Genomic DNA, 18,609 nt, shown 5'->3' with positions numbered 1-18,609 from the left:
CGCGGCGCGCACCCAGACTCGAGGCATCTCGCGGCTTGCCCCCTTAGATCCCTCGCGATCGACGTGGTCGTCCGATCTGGCCTCCCGTCAAGGCTGCACCGATGCTTGACCGCTACCGGCGCGTCCAGCGTCGATCTTCAGCCGAAGGCCACCAACCGACCAGCTCGAACCTCTCTTGATGCTGTATACGCAAACATAGAACGGACTCTTGTAAACAGTTTGTACATACAGATATGGTCTATGCGAATACGAGGCAGGAGTGGATCTTCATGGCAACCGTACACACGGCGATCCGTGCCCGCATGGGCTCGACGCCGTACTACGTCACCACGATGAAGGTGAGCGACCTGGTCCAGATCGCGCGCCCTGCAAGCGAGCAGGAGGAGTGGGCAACCACGGGTCTGACCGAGAGGTTGCAGCGTGAGCTGAACGACTTGCGGGTCCGCACCGAGATCGCACCCTATCTGGCCAAGTCTCCGGATCGCTTTTTCGGGGCTCTCATCTTGCTCTTGGAGAGCGACGAAGAGCCGCAGTTCGAATCCTTCAGCGATCTCGCCAAGGGGCTACCTCACGCCTACAAGGCCGCCATGTCCAAGGGCTTCGGGTTCCTGACCATCGAAGGCGGCAACCGGATCATCCTTGATGGACAGCACCGCTTCGCCGCACTGCGTGAAGTGGTCATAGCCCGGAGCGTCGAGGGAGACCATGCCCGGGACGTAGCGAACGACGAAGTGACTGTCATCATCGTTCCGCACATCAGCGTCCAACACACCAGAAAGATCTTCAACAAGGTTAACCGCTATGCCAAGAACACCAGCAGAGGGGACAACATCCTCACCAGTGAGGATGACGGACTCGCGATCATCGCTCGCGGTCTGGCCGATGAAGCTGGGCCATTGGCCGGAAAGAACCACAAGGGCGAGTCGCTGGTTAACTACAAGAACAACACCATCGCGGAACGGAGTGTCCAGCTCACTACCCTCAGTGCCGTCTACGAGACCGTTCGGATTATCGCCGAGTACTACGACATGGCGGATGACCTAAACGAGAAGAAGACACACGTCCGTCCTGAAGATGAGAGGTTGGAAGAGGGCTACGAGCGTGTGTCGGAGTGGTGGACAGCCGTGCTGGACGGCATGCCACACCTGAGGTACGGCCGCGACAATACCAAGATGCTTCCGGAGCTGCGCAGCAAGGATGCGGAGTACGGCTTGCTGTTCAAGCCGGCGACACACATCGTTCTGTTCCAAGCGCTGTCTCAGATTCTCAAGCTGGACCCTGCGCTCCCTCTCAAGGGTGCCGTGGCCCAGGCCTATCAGGTCGACTGGCGAATTACGAGCCCCCTCTGGCGCGATGTCCTAATCAACTCAGCACATAACATTCTGACTAAGAAGGAGAATTACAATCTCGCCGCTGATCTCCTCACATACATGGTGGCTGGGGACAAGATGCCAGACAATGACGTCGAGCAGCTGCGCATCCGGGTAGCGAGGGAGCGGGGCCAGAAGGAAGGCAATTTCAAGTTGCCGCCGTCGCTTCCGCGTCCATAAGCATAACCTACCCAACTCGAAACATGAAGGGTGCAAGGGGTGCCCTGAGTTTACAGGCACCCCTTCATCAATCCAACCATATCCACATCCGGAACAGCTAACGCAAGGCTAAACGAGGCCGAGCACAGAAATCGCCAGCGTCAGAACATCAACGGCTTGCATTTGATCATCAAGCTATGCACACGCACGACCAGCTCATCGATCTGCAACTCCCGTCTTCGTATGTCAGACCTAACCGCCACCATGCAAACCATGCCATCAGAAGGGGCCGCCACTCGCCATGGATCTAGATTCTGTGCTCCCACCTGGACAACTCACTGCACGCCACGTTTATGACGTCCTCCGTAAACACAATGGAGGACCTCTTGAGGTCGAGCGCATCTTAAAGGAAATGGGCGATAAGCAGACAACCGCCACCCCCCTTGAGAAGGAACAGCTACTTGAAGCGCTGCAGCGGGATGACTCAACGCGCTCAGCTCGCGGATACCGGCAACGTTTCTCAATGTCAGGCGACTCCGTCCGCCTTCGACCGCCGGGCAACAAGGCTGAGCAAGCCATCGAACAAGAGAACGAACAAGTTAAGAACCAGCTGTTGCAGCAGCTGCGAGAAGTACCTCCGCAAGTTTTTGAACACATCGTCGCAGCTCTATTCACCGCGATGGGGTACGAGGCTGTAGCGGTCACAAGGCGGTCCAGAGACGGTGGCGTAGATGTTCACGCCACGCTAGTTGCCGGCGGCGTGACAACCGTTCCCACCTCAATCCAGGCCAAGCGCTGGGGGACGACAAAGCCGGTGACGGTGAAAGTGGTCCGAGAGCTCAGAGGTACGCTCCGATCCGGAACCCAAGGCATCATTGTTACAACCGGTCACTACACCAGGGATGCGCCATATGAAGCAAGGGAGAACACACTCACTCCCATCCATCTCATCGACGGTCAGCTACTCGCCGACCTGTTGACCGAGCACGGCATCGGAGTCCAGGCTTCACGCCTCTCCCTGCTCTCCCTCGACCTGGAGGCTCTCGCGACCATCACCGGCAGGACCGAGAGCTCCGTTCAGGACACAGCTACGCGGGCGTCTGGCAGCACTCAGCGCCGCTACTACATCGAGAAGATGCCCTCCGACAGGGGCCGTCGCCTCCTGGATTCCATCGTTACCATGACCTCACTCGCCGATGGGCAGCCGACCTGGGATGACTATGTCGCCGACTTCCAGCAGCATTTCCCAACCATCACGCGTTCGGATGAGGCACGTCGACGGTCGCGCGTCCTAGTGTCTCTTGGCCTAGTCGACATCGAAAACGATCACATGAACCTGACACTCACTGGGAGGCAGCTACTAGAGGACCCAAGCATCGATTTCCTCCGTAGCATCTTCATAAACCGCATCGCAGGAGCTCAGGACATACAGGATCTCGCCCTGTCCCTGACACGAGAACAGCTGCGGGCTAGACTCCGCACCGCACCCCCCGCAGGCCTCTCGCCCACTCAAGCGGCCCTGGTTGAGAAGTGGTTGCACAACCTGAAGCCGTCCGACCGGTCTACCGGTGCGTCGAGAGCTCAGTGATCTGAACCTATGGAGCGGATCAGTTCCGGTACCGACAGCTTAGCCGGAGTTCCGCAGTTCCTGGTGGCGCTGGTGACACGGTTGTGGGTAACAGGCCAGGTCAACGGCGTTCGCGGTGGTGGCACACGGATGTCCGATTCGTGTCACTAGGAGACACCGGCTGATACGTTGATCCTCAACGTTGTCCCAGTTCAGGGTGGCGCGTGTCACCAGTGGCGCGGCGAACTGCGGAACCCCGGCTTAGACGCGTGAATACTGGGCCTGGCCCACTTTCCGTGATCGGCGTTATCCCAAGATCACGATCGTGTTGAGCCGGATGCGGCCTGGTGCTGGTGCCGGGACGCTGCTCTGTGTCGATCACGGAGCTGTTGGCGGGTCGTGTTCCTTCATTTTGCCGCCGTTCGTGTCGAGCGGGTGCATCAGATGGGTGCGACCGTGCGAGTGAAGGCTGCGACGACGGAGCTGAAGGGCGGTGGTGTGTTCGGGCAGGAAGTGTCCCCATTGGTCGAAGGGCCAGTGCGAGCCGATGCCAAGGGCGCGGCGTTCTTAGGCGGCGGCGAACCGGAACAGCAGCTGGGCGCCGGTGTCATCGAGCGGGGCGAAGCCGACTTCGTCGATGATGACCAGATCGGCGCGTAGCAGAGTCTCGATCACGCGGCCGACGGAGTTGTCGGCCAGCCCGCGATAGAGCATTTCGACCAAGTCGGCGGCGGTGAAGTAGCGAACCTTATGCCCGGTCTGGACCGCGGCGATGCCGAAGGGGATGAGGCTGTGGGACATGCCGGTGCCGGCCGGTCCGACCGCGCAGTAGTTCTCCGCCGCCCGGACCCACTCCAGCGAGGCCGAGGTAGTCGAAGGTCGCCTTCGGGATCGAGGAGGCGGCAACGTCGAACTCCTCGTCTTGAGCACCGGGAAGGCGGCGGCCTTCATCCGAGCGCGAGCGTTGGAGGCATCCCGGGCGGCCAACTAGGCCTCCAGCCGGGTCAACGACCAGCGACAGGCCACTAGCGTGGGTGTCTGCAATGCACGCCCGCCACAGCTTGTCCCGATATCCCACCACGGCCCCGGCGACATGCCTCCATGCACCGGTGGGATCGTCGCATGTTCGGGTATGGGGCTGCCCCGGGAGCCGCCTTCAATGACTGACTGACTAACTCCCGCTTGCAAGCAGGAAGTCGCCTTTCGGCTTCCCCGACAGCGGCCGGAGGTGGGGACGAGGGAGGCCAAGAGCTTAGAGGTGCGGCTCGCAGACTTACCGCACGAGCTCGGGGTTGAGAGCGGAAGGGCCAGCAGTTCGCCCGGGTTCTGGCTACCAAACCTCACCAACACAAACGCCCCGAAGCGTCAACGCTTCGGGGCCCTTCATCAAGTTGATAGCAACATCGACGACAACATCACCTCATGAGCAGGCTCTGCCTGTCGGGATCGAGCCCCGCGCTTCTCAACGCTAACCGCGTGTAGCGGGAGAACCGACAAGCCGGGCATGGCCACAGATCCAGAGCTCGGGCGGCATCAACTGTCATCTCAATTGCGAGGTCAGGCCGACGCAGCAGGTTGCAGCGGTAGCCAGGAGCGGCGTGGTAGCGCCCAGGCGAGGATCCGGTTCCCGAGACCCAGACGGGAAGTCCGGCCAGGACCAGCTCACAGCGAAGGTCATCAACCCATGGACCTAACGAACTAATTAATTCCTGGCGGGTCCGATTATTCATATTCCCTCCAATGATTTGGCGATCATACCTATACCCAGTAGGGGTATAGGTATGATATGCTGACGCTGGGCAAGAGTCAACCCTCCGCTGGGTGCCGCATGCTATGTGTGCTCTGAACAGCAGCGATGCTCCCCCTTCGTTAGAAGGGGGAGCATCGCTCGTACCTGTGTCTTGCATCGGATTGTGGGTGACCGCAAGCCAGCGTGACGCGGGACATGCGCGGGATGATCAAGCGAATCGCAGGAGCCCATCACCGTGTTTCGGCAGGTCAATCCACGTAGACCCGCATCCCCACCCCCGCTCTCCTAAAGCGGGTGCCGCAGGTTCGAATCCTGCCGGGGGCACTCACCTAGATCGGCATTTCAGGCCCCTGACCTGCGGTTTCACAACCGCAGGTCTTTTATTTTGCGCCCTTGATAGGCAGCAGACGGTGCCCGCATGCAGCCGTAAGACCATGATCAGGGGATATAAGCGGGATGATCTTGATGACGTTTTCCCAGGTCAGACCGCATTTTAGGCCGTCACGTTCGCGGTACCCGCTTCCGGCCGCGCGGCACGGAGCGAACACAGCCAGCCTGATCGTGCCGAATACGTGCGTAACCTCCGCTTGAAGTCCACACTCACCGACCCAGTACGCGGGCCGCTCCGGCGACACCGGGGTCGCCGGCACCCAGCCAGCGCGAACGGCAACGTCACGACACCCCGCGCGAGGACGGATAGCGGATGGATAGGGCGGTCCGCCACATTGTGCCTGCCGGACCACCCGAAAGGTGCGTCCACCGAGCCGAAAGGAGCCGTCCATCGTGCGAGCAGTGATCGCTTCTCTTGTCACCGCCCTGACCCTGGGCACGGCAATCGCGGGAGTGAACCTGATAGACAGGCCCGAACCGAAGGAAACAGTCTTGGCCGCACTTTGCGGCACCACGGGCTTCCCATGCTGATCCAATCGTCCTCCTAACTTGCTACCAAGAGGAAGACTCCGTCGCCATAATGCCAAGATATGGGCATCAAGGCGGAGTTTCGATTGCTCGGTCCGCTCGAAGTAGCCGTCGACGGGGGACGGCTATCTGTTGGCGGGCCGCGGCAGCAGCGCCTGCTCGCCACACTCCTCCTCAACCCGGTCGAAATCGTCTCTACCGAACGGCTGATCGACGAGCTCTGGGGTGAGGACCCGCCCGGCACAGCACGTGAGCAGATCCACAACGCCGTGGCCAGGCTGCGCAGAAGCCTGGGCTCCGCCGGCCAGTTGCTGGCCACTGAGGGCGCGGGCTATCGCCTGCGCGTGGACGGGGAGTTGGTGGACGCCCACCGGTTCGGCCAGGTCTTCGAGGCGGCCCGGCTGAGCGTTGAGGCGGGGGAACCGGCTGCGGCGGCGCAGACGCTCGCCTCGGCACTCAGCCTCTGGCGTGGTCCGGCCCTCCAAGGACTGACCGGGAGAACCATCGAGGCTGCGGCCGCCGGGCTCGACCAGCAGCACCTGGCTGCCAGGGAACAGCTCCTGGAGTGCCGGTTGTCGCTAGGGGAAGCGGCCGAGCTGGTGCCCGAACTGACCGAGCTCATGGCCGAACATCCCTTCAGGGAGACCTTACGGCGTCAGCACATCATCGCGTTGTACCGGTCAGGACGGCAGTCGGACGCGCTGAACGCCTACGAGCGCACCCGCGTGCTGCTGGCCGACGAGCTCGGCGTCGATCCTGGCTCTGAACTGCGTCTGCTGCACCAGCAACTGCTGAACAATGATCCCGCCCTCGACGCTCCCGCGAAGCCACCGTCCGCCGAGGACCTGCCGGTGGCGCACAACTGCCTGCCCTACGACATCGCCGACTTCACCGGCCGCGCGGACGAGGTGCGGCGGCTGCTGGAGCTTACGGGCACGGCCACCGAAACGGCGGTGGTGATCACCGCCTTGGACGGCATGGCCGGCATCGGCAAGACGACGCTGGCCGTTCATGTCGCGCATCTGCTCACCGACGTCTACCCCGACGGTCAGCTCTTCATCGACCTGCACGGCTACACGCCGGGACAGCGGCCACTCACGCCGACAGCCGCGCTCGACGTGCTGCTGGACGGCCTGGGCGTGCCGCCGGAGCGCATCCCGAGGGACTTCGAGCAGCGGGTCGGCAAGTGGCGTTCCGACCTCGCGGGCAAGCGGGTCCTCGTGGTCCTGGACAACGCCAAGGACGCACAGCAGGTCCGTGCCCTCCTGCCGGGTTCCCCGACCGCGCGGGTCCTTGTGACGAGCAGGCGGCGAATGTCCGCGTTGGAGGGCGCCTCATCGTTCTCGCTGGAGTTGATGCCGCCCGGCGACGCCGTCAACCTGTTCCTGCGGGTGGCCGGAGTGGACCGCGTCACCGGGGAGACGGAGCAGGTGGCCGAGGTGGTCGAGCTGTGTGGCTACCTGCCGCTGGCTATCCGCATCGCCACCTCCAGGTTTCGGCACCGTCCCACATGGAGCGTCGCCTACCTCGCCGACCGGCTGCGTGACGAGCGGCGCAGGCTGCTCGAACTGGCCACCGAGGACCGCAGCGTGCTGGCCGCCTTCTCCGTCTCCTACCGCCATCTCGCGCCGGCCCAGCGGCGCCTGTTCCGGCTGCTCGGGCTGCACCCCGGCGCGGACTTCGACGTGTACGGCGCCGCCGCGCTCGCGGACGCCCCGGCAGGCGAGGTCGAACCCCTGCTGGAGGAACTGCTGGACGTGCACCTGCTCACCCAGCACGCCGTCGGCCGCTACCATTTCCACGATCTCCTGCGCCAGTACGCCCGCACCACCGCCGAGCGCGAAGAGCGCCCGGAAGAGCACTCGGCGGCGGTCATCCGCCTGGCCGAGCACTACCTGCACCTCGGGCACGTCGCGGAGCAGGTGTTCGACCCGGGCCGCCACCTTGGGGAGCTGGAGCTCGACCGCCGTTCCGAACTGCCCGAGCTGCCAGCGCCCGGCGCCGTGCGCGACGTCATCGCGGCCGAGCGGCTCAACTTCGTGGAGGTTGCCAGCCACATGGCCGGTGCGGGCGCCCACTCCCACGCCTGGCGGCTGGCGGCGGCCCTGGGCCCGTTGCTGCAACGGCACGGCTACAGCGACGAGGCGTTCGAGGTCTACGACCAAGGGTTGTACGCCGCCCGCCTGTGCGCCGACCGGGCCGGGCAGGCCACTCTGTACCGGCACCTCGGCGTCGCCCGGCTCGGCACCGGCGACTTCGACGATGCGCTGGCCGCGCTGCGCAAGAGCCTGACTCTCGAACGAGAGGTCCACGGCGACGGCCCCGGCAGCGGCCGGGTGCTCAGCAACATGGCCATCGTGCACATCAGGCTCGGCCGCTTCGCCGAGGCACAGGAGAACCTGCACCGCGCCCTCGACCTGCTGGACAAGGACGGCTCGGCGCACGACCGGGCCTTCTTCCTCGCCAACCTGGCCGTGGTCAACACCAAGCTCGGCCGCTACGAGGAGGCGGCGGCGTGCGTGCAGCGCGCACTCGACATCCAAACCGGGCTCGGCAACCGCTTCGCCGAAATGTTGTGCCTGGTCAACGCCGGCTGGATCTACACCCTCTCCGACCGGTTGCCGGAGGCCCGCGACCACCTGGAGCGCGGTCTGGTGCTCGGCCGCCAGCTCGGCGCGGTGGAGGCCGAGGCACGGGCGCTGTACCTCCTCGCCGACTGCCTGCGCCGCCAGGACGAGAACGTTGCGGCCCTCGGCAGCGCACGGCAGGCGCTCGTGCTCGCGCGGCGGATCCAGGACGCCGACGTGGAGAGTCAGTCGCTCAACGTGCTCGGGCAGGTTCACCACGCGCTCGGTGACCCGGAGGCGGCGCGCGAGTGCTACGGGCAGGTGCTGCGCCTCGGTCTGGAGGTCAAGGCGGTGCCCGCCCACCAGGGGCTGGGCCGGCTGGCCCTGGACGAGGGCGACCGGGCAGCCGCGCGTACCCACTGGGAGAAGGCACAGGTCATCGCCAAGGCTGCCCGCCTGCCCGAAGCGGAGGAGATCGCACGGGACATAGAGGCCCTGAACGGATAGGTGGCGGATAGGGGCTGGAGAGCGCACATTCCTACGGTTCGAGTTGCTGGAAACGAACCGCCTGGAGGAATGATGGCGAACCTCATCGCCCACCGCCGGTCCAGACCTGCCCCAAGACGCCCCGTGACCTCCTCGACGTCCTGGTCGCCACACGCGAGCCGAAGCTGAGCCACGAGCAGGCGCGCAGCTTGCTGCGGGTGACGCCGATGGCCTCGTACGGCGTCCCCGGCACGGAAGAGTCCTCCACCTGGAAGAGGGCAGGGCCGCCCTCCAAGGATCGCTGAACGGTGCTCCTCGTGTACCGGGACGGCTGACGGAGCCTGTTCGGACACGGCCACATCCGCGCAGCTCATCGCTGTCGAAATGCGTCGGACGCATCCTTCCGCGATCCTCGCCGCGACCATTCCAGGAATTCCAGCTCCACCCATGTCAGATGCGCGATCGCCTGTCATGAAACAGGCCATACCGCAGGACCGCGCCACCGCGAGAGGGACGACTCACTCAATTCGACAAGAAGGAAGGTGAATCTTCGATGGACGATCGGATCGTGGTGACCGGCGGATCCGGAATGCTGGGAGACAGCCTGGTTCGCCGGTTGGCGCATTCTGGATATGCGGTTCACAGCGTGGATCTGCGTGCGCCCGCGGAGCCGGTGCCCGGAGTGGGACACACGACCGGGGATATCGGCGACAAGGCGTTGCTGACCGGCCTGTTCTCTGGCGCCACCGCCGTCGTGCACTGTGCGAGCGGATTGCCGAGCTATGCGAAGGGACGGCTCCGGGAGATCAGCGTCGGCGGCACTCGCAATGTCTTCGAGGCCGCCCGCGCCGCCGGGGTGCCCCGCGTCATCCATGTCTCCTCGGCCGCGGTCTACGGCCTGCCTTTGGAGGTGCCGACTCCGGAGACGCATCCGCGCCGGCCGGTGGACGCCTACAGCCAGGCCAAGGCGGAGGCGGAGGAGATCGCCGAAGAATTTCGCGGCACCGGGATGTGCGTATCCATTCCCCGCCCGAAAACCTTTCTCGGCCCCGGTCGCATGGGCCTGTTCGCGATGCTTTTTGAATGGGCCTCGGACGGCCGCAATTTTCCCGTTCTCGGGCGCGGTGACGTACTCAGCCAGATGCTCGCCGTGGAGGACCTCGTCGAGTTCATCCTGCTGCTGATCTCGGCATCCGAGGAGGCCGCCGACGACACCTACAATCTGGGCGCCGCCGATTTCGGAACGCTGCGCGCAGCGTTCCAGTCGGTACTCGATGCCGCCGGACACGGCAAACGAGTCGTATCGCTGCCGGTACGGCCCGCCCTGCCGCTGCTGCGACTGCTCGAGCGCAGCCACCTCTCTCCGGTCTATCGCCGGCTGACGCACAAGCTGCTCATTGACTCGTACGTGTCCATCGACAAGGCACGCGACCGACTCGGATTCACGCCACGATTCTCCAACGAGGACGCGATCTTGAGCTCCTATCACTGGTGGCGCCGACAGCGCCCGGCAGGTGTCGGCAGGACCAGCCGGGACGCCTGGCGCCAAGGGGCCCTGTCGCTGGCAAAAGTCTTCTTCTAAGGCGGGCGACAGCATGGGCAGCGTCAACATTGCGCGGGAACGGCCCGCCAAACGGACCCGGGCCGGTGTGCGACGGCAGGTCATGGATCTCTTCCTGCTGGCCCGCCCGGCACATTGGGCCAAGAGCGTGCTGGTGGTGCCGATCGCGCTGGTGGACCTGGCGGTGTGGTCGTGGCCCGCCCTGGCCCGCGTGGCCTGGTCCATCGCGGCGTTCATCCTCGCCGCCGCCGTGATCTACCTCGTCAACGACCTCGTCGACCAGCGCCTCGACCGGCTGCACCCGGGCAAGCGCCGGCGTCCGATCGCGGCCGGGCGGCTCTCCGTCACCGCGGTCACCCTGTACGGCGCAGTACTGATCGGCGGCCTGATTCTGCTGCTCACGTACGCGCCGCACGGCAGCTCCTGGCCGGTGCTCGGCTATCTCGGCCTGAACGTCGCCTACAGCGCCGGCCTCAAGCGCCTGCCGCTGATCGACATGGGCGTGGTCTCCAGCGGGTTCGCGCTGCGCGTGGTGCAGGGATACCTGGCCACCGGCGCCGCGCTACCCGGCTGGTTGCTCATCGCGGTCTTCTCCGGATCGCTCCTGCTCATCCTCGGAAAGCGCCGGTACGAGTTGGTGGAGGTCGGAGTCGAGCACCGTCCCTCGCTCCGCGGCTACTCAGTAGAGTTCCTGAACCAGCTGCTGCTGCTCGCCGGCGTGGTCTGCCTCGCCGCCACGTCGGCGTACCTGGCCACCGAAGCACCGATCGCGCCGCACAGGCAAGAGGCCCTGCTGATCTCCCTGCCTTTCGTGCTGTACGCGCTCTCCCGCTACCTCCAAGTGGTCCTGGTGCTGAAGGGAGGCGGTGACCCGGTCCGGTTGCTGCTGCGGGATCGCGCCCTCATCGCGTCCTTCGGGATCTGGCTCTGCGCGATCGGCGCGCTCGTACTCGTAACCAGGATCCCGTCCATCAGTCCGATCCTTCTACCGTGAGAAGCCGAGGTGGCCACCGCCATGGATGACAACCAGTTCGATGTGGCGATACTCATCAACTACTACGCGCCGTACGTCAGCGGCCTGACCATCCATACCCAGCGCCTCGCCGAGGGCCTGGCCGGACGCGGGAAGCGCGTCGCGGTCGTGGCCGTTCAGCACGACAAGTCGCTGCCTCTTCGCGAGGTCCGCGCCAATGTCTCGGTCTTCCGCAGCCCGGTCTCCCGGACGATCGGAAGAGGACCGGTGAGTCCCCGCTTCGTGTCGCTCGCCCGGCAGGTCGCCCGCAGGTCGGCGATCGTCAACCCGCACGTACCGATGCTCGAGGTGGCTCCGATCGCGATCGGGGTTCGAGATCGGCCACTGGTGACGACGCATCACATCGACCTGTGGTTGCCGCCCAGCGTGACCAACGCGGTAGCGACGCGGGCGGTCGACGTCTCCACGTGGGCCGCGATGCTGCGCTCCGACGCGGTCGTGCTGAACAGCACGGATCAGGCACGGGGATCGAAGTTGTGGCCCCTGATCAGGCGGAGGAACTGGCGGGGAATCGCGCCACCGTGCCTCGACCGCCGGGGTGGCCGGCCGGACTTCCGGGACGGGAGCGGACTGCACATCGGTTTTCTCGGGCGCATCGTCGAGGACAAGGGGATCGAGTACCTGATAAGGGCATTTCAGCAGCTTGAGGATCCTGAAGCACGGCTGCTGATCGGTGGCGACTGGATCAAGGTGGCCGGTGGCGGGATCGAGGATCGGCTTCGCCCGCTCATCGGCGACGACAAACGGATTCGCATGCTGGGCCTGCTCGGCGGGAGCCAGATCGATGACTTCTACGCCTCGATCGACGTATTCGCCCTGCCTTCCGTTGCCGAGTCCTTCGGCACCGTCCAGGCGGAGGCGATGATGGCCGACATTCCGTCGGTCACCACGGACCTCCCCGGCGGACGTTCGCCCGTCCTGCAGACGGGATTCGGCCGCCTGGTTCCGCCACGCGATCCGGCCGCGCTGGCCCGTGCGATCACCGAGCTGGCGGCGCTGACTCCCGAGGAGCGCGCCGAGGGGGGCCGCCGGGCCCGACATCTCTACGGCGTGGAGACCTTCCTGGACGCCTACGAGGAACTGTTCGACCAGGTCATCCCTATGAAGGACACCTCGACGATCGGCGCCCGGCAGCCGGGCACGCTGGTGCGGTAGTGGCGAATCCATCGAACGGCCGCCGGCGCCTGCTCAAGCTTCTCCGGACGGCCGGCTATTCGATCATCGTGGTATTTCTCTGCTGGCAGATCTGGCGTGTGCGGCATGGGCTCGGCGACAGCCTGAGCTCTGTCGGCTGGAGCGCCATCGGCCTCGCGGCCGGATTCACCGTGGTGGGCACCTTTCCCGGATTCCTCGGGTGGAGACTGCTGGTAACTGGCACCGGTATGCGACTGACGCTGTCCGACGCGGCGTGGGTGTTCTTCCTGTCCGGAGTGACGCGCTACCTTCCCGGCGCGATCTGGCCCCCGATCGTGCAGGCCGCACTCGCCAAGCGGGTCGGAGCGCCGGCGGCCGGGCTCATGACGGCCGGCCTGATCACGCTCGTCCTGACCGCGCTCAGCGGCGGCATCGTCGGTCTGCTGGCAGTCCCCTACCTGGCGGCCACCGAGCCGATGTGGTGGCTGGCCTTGCCGCTTGTGCTCTCCGCCACTGGTGCGGTCATGCTGGCACCCCGCCTGTTCAAGAGGCTGCTCAGCCTCGGGCAACGCATACTGGGACGTGGCGGGCACGAGATCGTGCTGCCCACCGGCAGGACCTCAATGGGCGTGCTCGCGTACAACGTCCTTGGGTGGAGCTGCAACGGCACGCACGCGGCGATCCTCGCGGTCGCCCTCGGCGCGCCTCCCGCGTCTGCGATGACACTCGGCATAGGCGGATTCGTCCTCAGCGCCGTCGTCGGCGCGCTGTCGCAGGCGCCCGCCGGCCTCGGGGTACGTGAGGTCGTGCTCGGCCTCACGTTCGGTGTCCTGGTCAGCGGCCCGGACCTCATCACCTTGCTGCTGCTGAGCCGGCTCCTCACCACTCTGGGGCACGTGATCGCGACCCTCGGAGTGCTGGGACTGCTGGCCGGGACCCGCTTCGTGGCGGCCAGACGAGACCAGCCCGGCCATCACCCCTCCGATCACTCACGAAGGAGCAGACCATGATGCGCGTCATCGGAACCGGCTACGGCCGGACGGGGACGACATCCCTCAAGGCAGCGCTCGTGCGACTCGGCTTCGGGCCGTGTCTCAGCGCGGGGGACGTGTTCCGGAATCCCCGGCTGATCCGGCCATTGCTCGGAGCCGTCGAAGGAGGACCGGCGAGATGGGAGGAGATTCTCGCGGGATATGAATCGATGGTGTGCGAGCCGGCTACGCCTTGCTGGCGGCAACTCGTCGAGCGATATCCGGAGGCGAAGGTCGTTCACACGGTGCGTGACCCGGAGCAATGGATCAGTAGCGTGCAAAGGACGTTGATGAAGCGGCGCCGGCACATCAACACGTTGTACGGCCAAGCCGCCATTCGGCTCTCGTCGGCACTAGGCACGGATTTCGCTCCGCTGATCAAGCTGTTCCAGCTGACGCTCGAAGGGCAGGCCCTGAAATCCGTGAACGAGCGGAGACCGGAAAACGCCATCAAGAGGTTCCGGGAACACACGGATCAGATCGTCGAGGCCGTCCCCGCCGATCGGCTGCTCATCTATGACATCCGCGATGAATGGGGGCCACTGTGCGAGTTTCTCGGTGTCGCCGTACCGGCTGAGCCGTTTCCCCTGAAGAGCACCACAGTGGAGTTCCCCACCAGCCGTGGCTTCGGCAGGGAAGCAGCGTCGCTGTTCCTGAGCCGGACCCGGTGATCAGCCGCTGGGGATGGGGAACGCGGCTTCTCGTCGCCGCCACGGCGGCATTGACGATGTTCCTCATCCTGCACATCCTGCTCGCCGGGGACTGGTGGCCGTGGGTCATCGTGGAGATGACGCCCCCGCTGGCCACGGTGGCGGTGCCCCTGCTCCTTCTCGCATTCGTGCCGTTCGCGCGCCCGGTGCGCCGCTGGCTGTCCCTGGTTCTGGTTCTCCTGCTGCTGGCCGGGGCCTATCTGGCCGGCTACGGACGTGGGTGGACGGGTTCCGCCATCGCCGGCCCACGGGACACGGTGATCAAGGTCTTTTCCTGGAACACCAACTACTGGGACATGGAAAACGATCCGCACGCCTTCTATGCCTTCTTACGGCGCCAGAACGCTGACGTCTACCTGCTGCAGGAACACCTGTATGGGGTGATCAATGACACGGCGTACAACGAGGTGATCCGTATTGACGCCACGGCCGGCCTGCGCGCGGCATTCCCGGGTTACCAGATATCCGTGGAAGGCGAGTTCGTCACCCTCTCCCGGCTGCCCATTGTCAGGGCCCACCACCAGACGGTTCCCGGCACTGGCGATGACTGGTTCTGGAAGGGGCCGAAGTTCCAGCGCACCGAAATCCAGGTCGGAAAGCGTCCGGTCTCCTTCTACAATGTGCACCTGCCGGGCCCCTTGCGGGGCGGCAACCCCTTGACCGCGGAATTCTACGAGCGCCAGAAGAAGCAGAGCATCTGGCGGTTCGACAATCTGCGTAAGCTGCGCACGAACGTGGCCGGCAACCCCCACCCGATCGTGATGGCCGGTGACTTCAATTCGCCATGGACGGAGCTGTACTCCTTCCGGCCCGGCACGCGGGCGCAGGGCCCTCCTGACGCCCTCGCGCCCCTTCACACGTGGCCCATCTCCCGTTTTTCGCTGCCTCGGATGTGGCGTCTCGACTGGCTGTACACCACCGACGGCCTGACTGTTCCCAGCTACCACCTCGACGGTGGCGGCAAGGCCCTCTCCGACCACGCGGCCCAGGAATTTCGCGTCGTCGTTCCCGACAAGGCGCAAGAGCAGAAAGGCCAGGTGCCATGAGGATCGTCATCGTCTCCACCGGCGCGCCACCCGATCCCTTCGGCGGGATCGGCACCTACATCGAGGGCCTGCTCAGCGGCCTGGCCTCGCACGATGCCCACGTCCATCTGGTAGGCGCGTCCCGGCATCACCGCCTGCCACGGGTGTTCCAACATCAAAGGGCGACCGTCCGCCGGGTGCTCGTCACCCCGCCGTGGGCACGTGCCTCACTGCCGCGCTCCCGGATCGGGATGATGGCCGTGATCGCCCGGCTGAACATCGTCGGGGCCTGGTACGCCCGGCGGCTGCACGTCAGGGAGAAGGTCGACCTGGTCGCGGTGCACGACTGGATGTGCGCGCCGGCCGGTCTGATCTGTGCCGTCCTGTTCCGGATACCGGTCTGCTATCACGTGCACTCCGCGGAGATCTTTCTCCGGGATCGGGGAAGGGGCTTGGTCGCCGCGCTCGGACGGACACTGAACCGGGCGCTGAGCCGTCGAGCTCGGCTGATCATGGTTCCGTCGCCGCACACCCAAGCCGGGATCCCCCACCTGGCCGGCCGGTCCGACGTCGCCGTGGTTTCGCATGGCGCCGGGAAGGCATGGCGAATGGAGTTCCCGAACGACATAGAACGCGCCACCGTACGGGACAAGGTCCGGGCGCTGTACGGGATCCCCGACGGCCGTCGAATGATCATGTTCGCCGGCCGGTACGGGCCGCACAAGGGGGTGACCGAGCTGATCGAGACGGTCCGCCGGATGCTGGTCGAGGGCGCCGACGTCACCCTGGTCATGGCCGGCACCGGCTGGCCTGACGACACCTCCATCGACCAGCGGCTGCGCGAGCGGGTCGAGGAGGCGGGGCTGGCCGGGTGCGTACACGTACTCGGGCGGTATCTGAACACTGACGAGCTCCGTGACCACGTGGTGGCGGCCGACGCATGCGTCTTCCCATCGACCTCGGAGTCGTTCGGGTTTGCCGCTCTGGAGGCGATGGCGCTGCGGGCCCGGGCCGTGGTGGGGCCCGGTTTCGACCCGGACGTGGTCGGCAGCGCCGAGGGGGCGTGCGCGCGGACCGAGACACTCGATCCGGACGAGCTGGCGGCCGCGCTGCTCCGGGCACTGAGCGACGACGATCCGGCGCTGGGTGACCGTGCCCGCCGGTACGTCCTCGACCATCATTCCTGGGACACAGCGGCCGCCCGTACGCTGCGGGCCTACGCCGAGGCTCTCCGACGGTGAGCGCACCTTGATTACACCGGACCTGGCGGCGGGCCCGTAGGGCAGCCGTCACGCGCTCTCGATCTTCACGCCGCCGAGTACGTAGTAGCCATGTGCAGATATCAGAACTTCCCGCGTAAGGAGACTCATTGACTTACCGCCTTGCGGTGATCGGCACCGGATACCTGGGCGCGACCCATGCCGCATGCATGGCCGAGCTCGGGTTCGAGGTGCTGGGCATCGACGCCGATCACGAAAAGGTGGCGCGGCTGGCGGCTGGCGACCTTCCCGTCCACGAGCCCGGCCTGGAGCAACTCCTGCGCCGGAACGTCGACGCCGGGCGCCTCGCGTTCACGACGTCGTTCGAGGAGGTCGCCGAGTTCGGTGACGTGCACTTCCTGTGTGTGGGCACGCCCCAGCGCGCCGACTCCGACGCCGCCGACCTGAGCCAGGTCAACGGCGCCATCAACGCGCTCATCCCGCACCTGCGGCGGGAGTGCCTGATCGTCGGCAAGTCCACGGTCCCGGTCGGCACCGCCGCCAAGCTGGCCGAGCGGATCACCGAGGGCGCGCCCATCGGCGACGGTGCCGAGCTGGCGTGGAACCCGGAGTTCCTGCGCGAGGGGCACGCGGTGCAGGACACGCTGCGCCCCGACCGCATCGTCATCGGCACCGCCTCGGAGCGGGCCGAGAAGGTGCTGCGCGAGGTCTATGCGAAGCTGCTCGCCGACGGCACGCCGCTGGTGATCACCGACTACCAGACGGCGGAGCTGGTGAAGGTCTCGGCGAACGCGTTCCTCGCCACCAAGATCTCGTTCATCAACGCGATGGCCGAGGTCTGCGAGGCCTCGCGAGCCGACGTCACCAAGCTCTCGGAGGCACTGTCCTACGACGACCGCATCGGCGGCAGGTTCCTGAACCCGGGGCTCGGCTTCGGCGGTGGCTGCCTGCCCAAGGACATCCGCGCGTTCCTGGCCCGCGCCGGGGAGCTCGGCGTGGAGCAGGCGCTCTCGTTCCTCCGTGAGGTCGACGCGATCAACCTGCGGCGCCGGACCCGTACGGTCGACCTGGCCCGCGAACTGCTCGGCGGCACGCTCGCGGGGAAGGTGATCGGCGTGCTCGGGGCGTCGTTCAAACCCGGCTCCGACGACATCCGCGACTCCCCCGCGCTGGACGTCGCCTCCACGATCAGCGACCAGGGCGGCACGGTTACCGTTTACGACCCCGCGGCGCTGGCAAATGCCCGCCGGGTGCACCCGCACCTGGGTTACGCCACGTCAACACGGGAGGCGATGCGCGATGCGGACGCCGTGCTGCTGCTCACCGAGTGGCGCGAGTTTCGCGACATGGATCCAGAGGACGTCGGGAAGGTGGTCCGCGCCCGCAACATCATCGACGCACGCAACGCCCTGGATGCCGTGCATTGGCGCGGCGCCGGATGGACATATCGGGCGCTGGGCCGCCCATAATACATCAGCGGAGCGTCTTCGGCGGCAAACAGGTCCACACCCGCATCTGAAGAGCGGACCGCCTTCAAGGTCCTCACCGCATATATCGCCTTGACCAGCACAAACGCCCGGCAACGATGGATGATGGGGCTCCTAATCGAGGATCCGCATACACATCGAGCACCACCCTTATATCGCCCATCAGCGGACATGTTGGACTCGAAACGACTGGAGCTCTCCTAAAGCGGCGCCGCAGGTTCGAATCCTGACGGGGGCACGCACCTTGATCGGCACTATCGACCCCTGACCTGCGGTTTCACAACCGCAGGTCTTTTGTTTTACAACCTTGATAGGTAACCGACGGTGCCCGCATGCAGCCGTACGACCATGATCAGGGGACATATACGGGATGATCTTGGGAGTGTATCAACAGGTCAGACCCCAGTTCTAAGCCATTGGGGGCCACCGGCAACCCGCCACGACCGCCCGGCATCGGACAGGCATGGCCGTTGATCGCGCCAGATACCTGCGTAAAACTCCGGCTTGAAGTGCACGCCCACCTGCCCGGCACGCGGACCGCTCCGGCGACAACGGTGGTCACCAGCACCCAGTCGGCTGATCACCACGATG

13 protein-coding genes and 1 tRNA gene are annotated in these 18,609 nt (G+C 65.5%); 12 read left to right on the top strand and 2 right to left on the bottom strand.

The window, feature by feature from the left end; all coding sequences use genetic code 11:
- Positions 1-269 precede the first annotated feature (269 nt).
- Positions 270-1,550, top strand: a complete 1,281-nt coding sequence (locus tag AB0I81_RS15885) for a DNA sulfur modification protein DndB (protein ID WP_360656459.1) — start codon at positions 270-272, stop codon at positions 1,548-1,550.
- Between the two features lie 391 nt (positions 1,551-1,941).
- A complete protein-coding gene (locus AB0I81_RS15880; RefSeq protein ID WP_360656456.1) occupies positions 1,942-3,117 on the top strand; it encodes a restriction endonuclease in 1,176 nt (391 codons plus the stop codon).
- A 546-nt stretch (positions 3,118-3,663) separates the two neighbouring features.
- Here AB0I81_RS15880 and AB0I81_RS15875 read toward each other — a convergent pair.
- On the bottom strand, positions 3,664-4,083 hold the full coding sequence (locus AB0I81_RS15875) for an ATP-binding protein (RefSeq protein WP_360656453.1): 420 nt from the start codon (positions 4,081-4,083) through the stop codon (positions 3,664-3,666).
- A gap of 988 nt (positions 4,084-5,071) precedes the next feature.
- Here AB0I81_RS15875 and AB0I81_RS15870 point away from each other — a divergent pair.
- Positions 5,072-5,170 (top strand) — tRNA-OTHER (locus AB0I81_RS15870).
- 656 nt (positions 5,171-5,826) lie between these two features.
- Positions 5,827-8,838: a BTAD domain-containing putative transcriptional regulator gene (locus AB0I81_RS15865; protein ID WP_360656450.1), complete on the top strand. Its 3,012-nt coding sequence runs from the start codon at positions 5,827-5,829 to the stop codon at positions 8,836-8,838.
- A gap of 82 nt (positions 8,839-8,920) precedes the next feature.
- On the opposite strand, the gene AB0I81_RS15860 is transcribed toward AB0I81_RS15865, so the two are convergent.
- Complete coding sequence (locus AB0I81_RS15860; protein ID WP_360656447.1) at positions 8,921-9,085, bottom strand: hypothetical protein; 165 nt, start codon at positions 9,083-9,085, stop codon at positions 8,921-8,923.
- Between the two features lie 285 nt (positions 9,086-9,370).
- Between AB0I81_RS15860 and AB0I81_RS15855 the strand changes: the two genes are divergently transcribed.
- The 8 genes from AB0I81_RS15855 to AB0I81_RS15820 all read left to right on the top strand — a co-directional run bounded on the left by AB0I81_RS15855 (position 9,371) and on the right by AB0I81_RS15820 (position 18,000).
- On the top strand, positions 9,371-10,399 hold the full coding sequence (locus AB0I81_RS15855; RefSeq protein ID WP_360656444.1) for an NAD-dependent epimerase/dehydratase family protein: 1,029 nt from the start codon (positions 9,371-9,373) through the stop codon (positions 10,397-10,399).
- Between the two features lie 13 nt (positions 10,400-10,412).
- Entirely contained in the window at positions 10,413-11,372 is a 960-nt protein-coding gene (locus tag AB0I81_RS15850; protein WP_360656442.1) for a UbiA prenyltransferase family protein, read from the top strand.
- A 21-nt stretch (positions 11,373-11,393) separates the two neighbouring features.
- A complete protein-coding gene (locus AB0I81_RS15845) occupies positions 11,394-12,566 on the top strand; it encodes a glycosyltransferase family 4 protein (protein WP_360656439.1) in 1,173 nt (390 codons plus the stop codon).
- Positions 12,566-13,555: a lysylphosphatidylglycerol synthase domain-containing protein gene (locus AB0I81_RS15840; RefSeq protein WP_360656436.1), complete on the top strand. Its 990-nt coding sequence runs from the start codon at positions 12,566-12,568 to the stop codon at positions 13,553-13,555. Before AB0I81_RS15845 ends, AB0I81_RS15840 begins: the two co-directional genes overlap by 1 nt.
- Complete coding sequence (locus AB0I81_RS15835) at positions 13,552-14,247, top strand: sulfotransferase family protein (RefSeq protein ID WP_360656433.1); 696 nt, start codon at positions 13,552-13,554, stop codon at positions 14,245-14,247. The genes AB0I81_RS15840 and AB0I81_RS15835 overlap by 4 nt, the downstream gene beginning before the upstream one ends.
- Positions 14,244-15,332: an endonuclease/exonuclease/phosphatase family protein gene (locus tag AB0I81_RS15830; protein ID WP_360656430.1), complete on the top strand. Its 1,089-nt coding sequence runs from the start codon at positions 14,244-14,246 to the stop codon at positions 15,330-15,332. Before AB0I81_RS15835 ends, AB0I81_RS15830 begins: the two co-directional genes overlap by 4 nt.
- Positions 15,329-16,552: a glycosyltransferase family 4 protein gene (locus tag AB0I81_RS15825; protein WP_360656427.1), complete on the top strand. Its 1,224-nt coding sequence runs from the start codon at positions 15,329-15,331 to the stop codon at positions 16,550-16,552. Before AB0I81_RS15830 ends, AB0I81_RS15825 begins: the two co-directional genes overlap by 4 nt.
- 128 nt (positions 16,553-16,680) lie before the next feature.
- Positions 16,681-18,000, top strand: coding sequence for a UDP-glucose/GDP-mannose dehydrogenase family protein (locus AB0I81_RS15820; RefSeq protein WP_360656424.1), 1,320 nt, complete (start codon positions 16,681-16,683; stop codon positions 17,998-18,000).
- Positions 18,001-18,609 lie beyond the last annotated feature (609 nt).

The organism is Nonomuraea sp. NPDC050404 (genome assembly GCF_040655495.1).
Taxonomy (GTDB): domain Bacteria; phylum Actinomycetota; class Actinomycetes; order Streptosporangiales; family Streptosporangiaceae; genus Nonomuraea.
This window is presented reverse-complemented; position numbering and strand designations above follow the sequence as displayed.

Bases quoted from the DNA above. Each gene is read 5' to 3' on its own strand.
- AB0I81_RS15850 (WP_360656442.1), top strand. From the start codon at position 10,413: ATGGGCAGCGTCAACATTGCGCGGGAACGGCCCGCCAAACGGACCCGG.
- AB0I81_RS15825 (WP_360656427.1), top strand. From the start codon at position 15,329: ATGAGGATCGTCATCGTCTCCACCGGCGCGCCACCCGATCCCTTCGGC.
- AB0I81_RS15885 (WP_360656459.1), top strand. From the start codon at position 270: ATGGCAACCGTACACACGGCGATCCGTGCCCGCATGGGCTCGACGCCG.
- AB0I81_RS15855 (WP_360656444.1), top strand. From the start codon at position 9,371: ATGGACGATCGGATCGTGGTGACCGGCGGATCCGGAATGCTGGGAGAC.
- AB0I81_RS15865 (WP_360656450.1), top strand. From the start codon at position 5,827: ATGGGCATCAAGGCGGAGTTTCGATTGCTCGGTCCGCTCGAAGTAGCC.
- AB0I81_RS15835 (WP_360656433.1), top strand. From the start codon at position 13,552: ATGATGCGCGTCATCGGAACCGGCTACGGCCGGACGGGGACGACATCC.
- AB0I81_RS15845 (WP_360656439.1), top strand. From the start codon at position 11,394: ATGGATGACAACCAGTTCGATGTGGCGATACTCATCAACTACTACGCG.
- AB0I81_RS15880 (WP_360656456.1), top strand. From the start codon at position 1,942: ATGGGCGATAAGCAGACAACCGCCACCCCCCTTGAGAAGGAACAGCTA.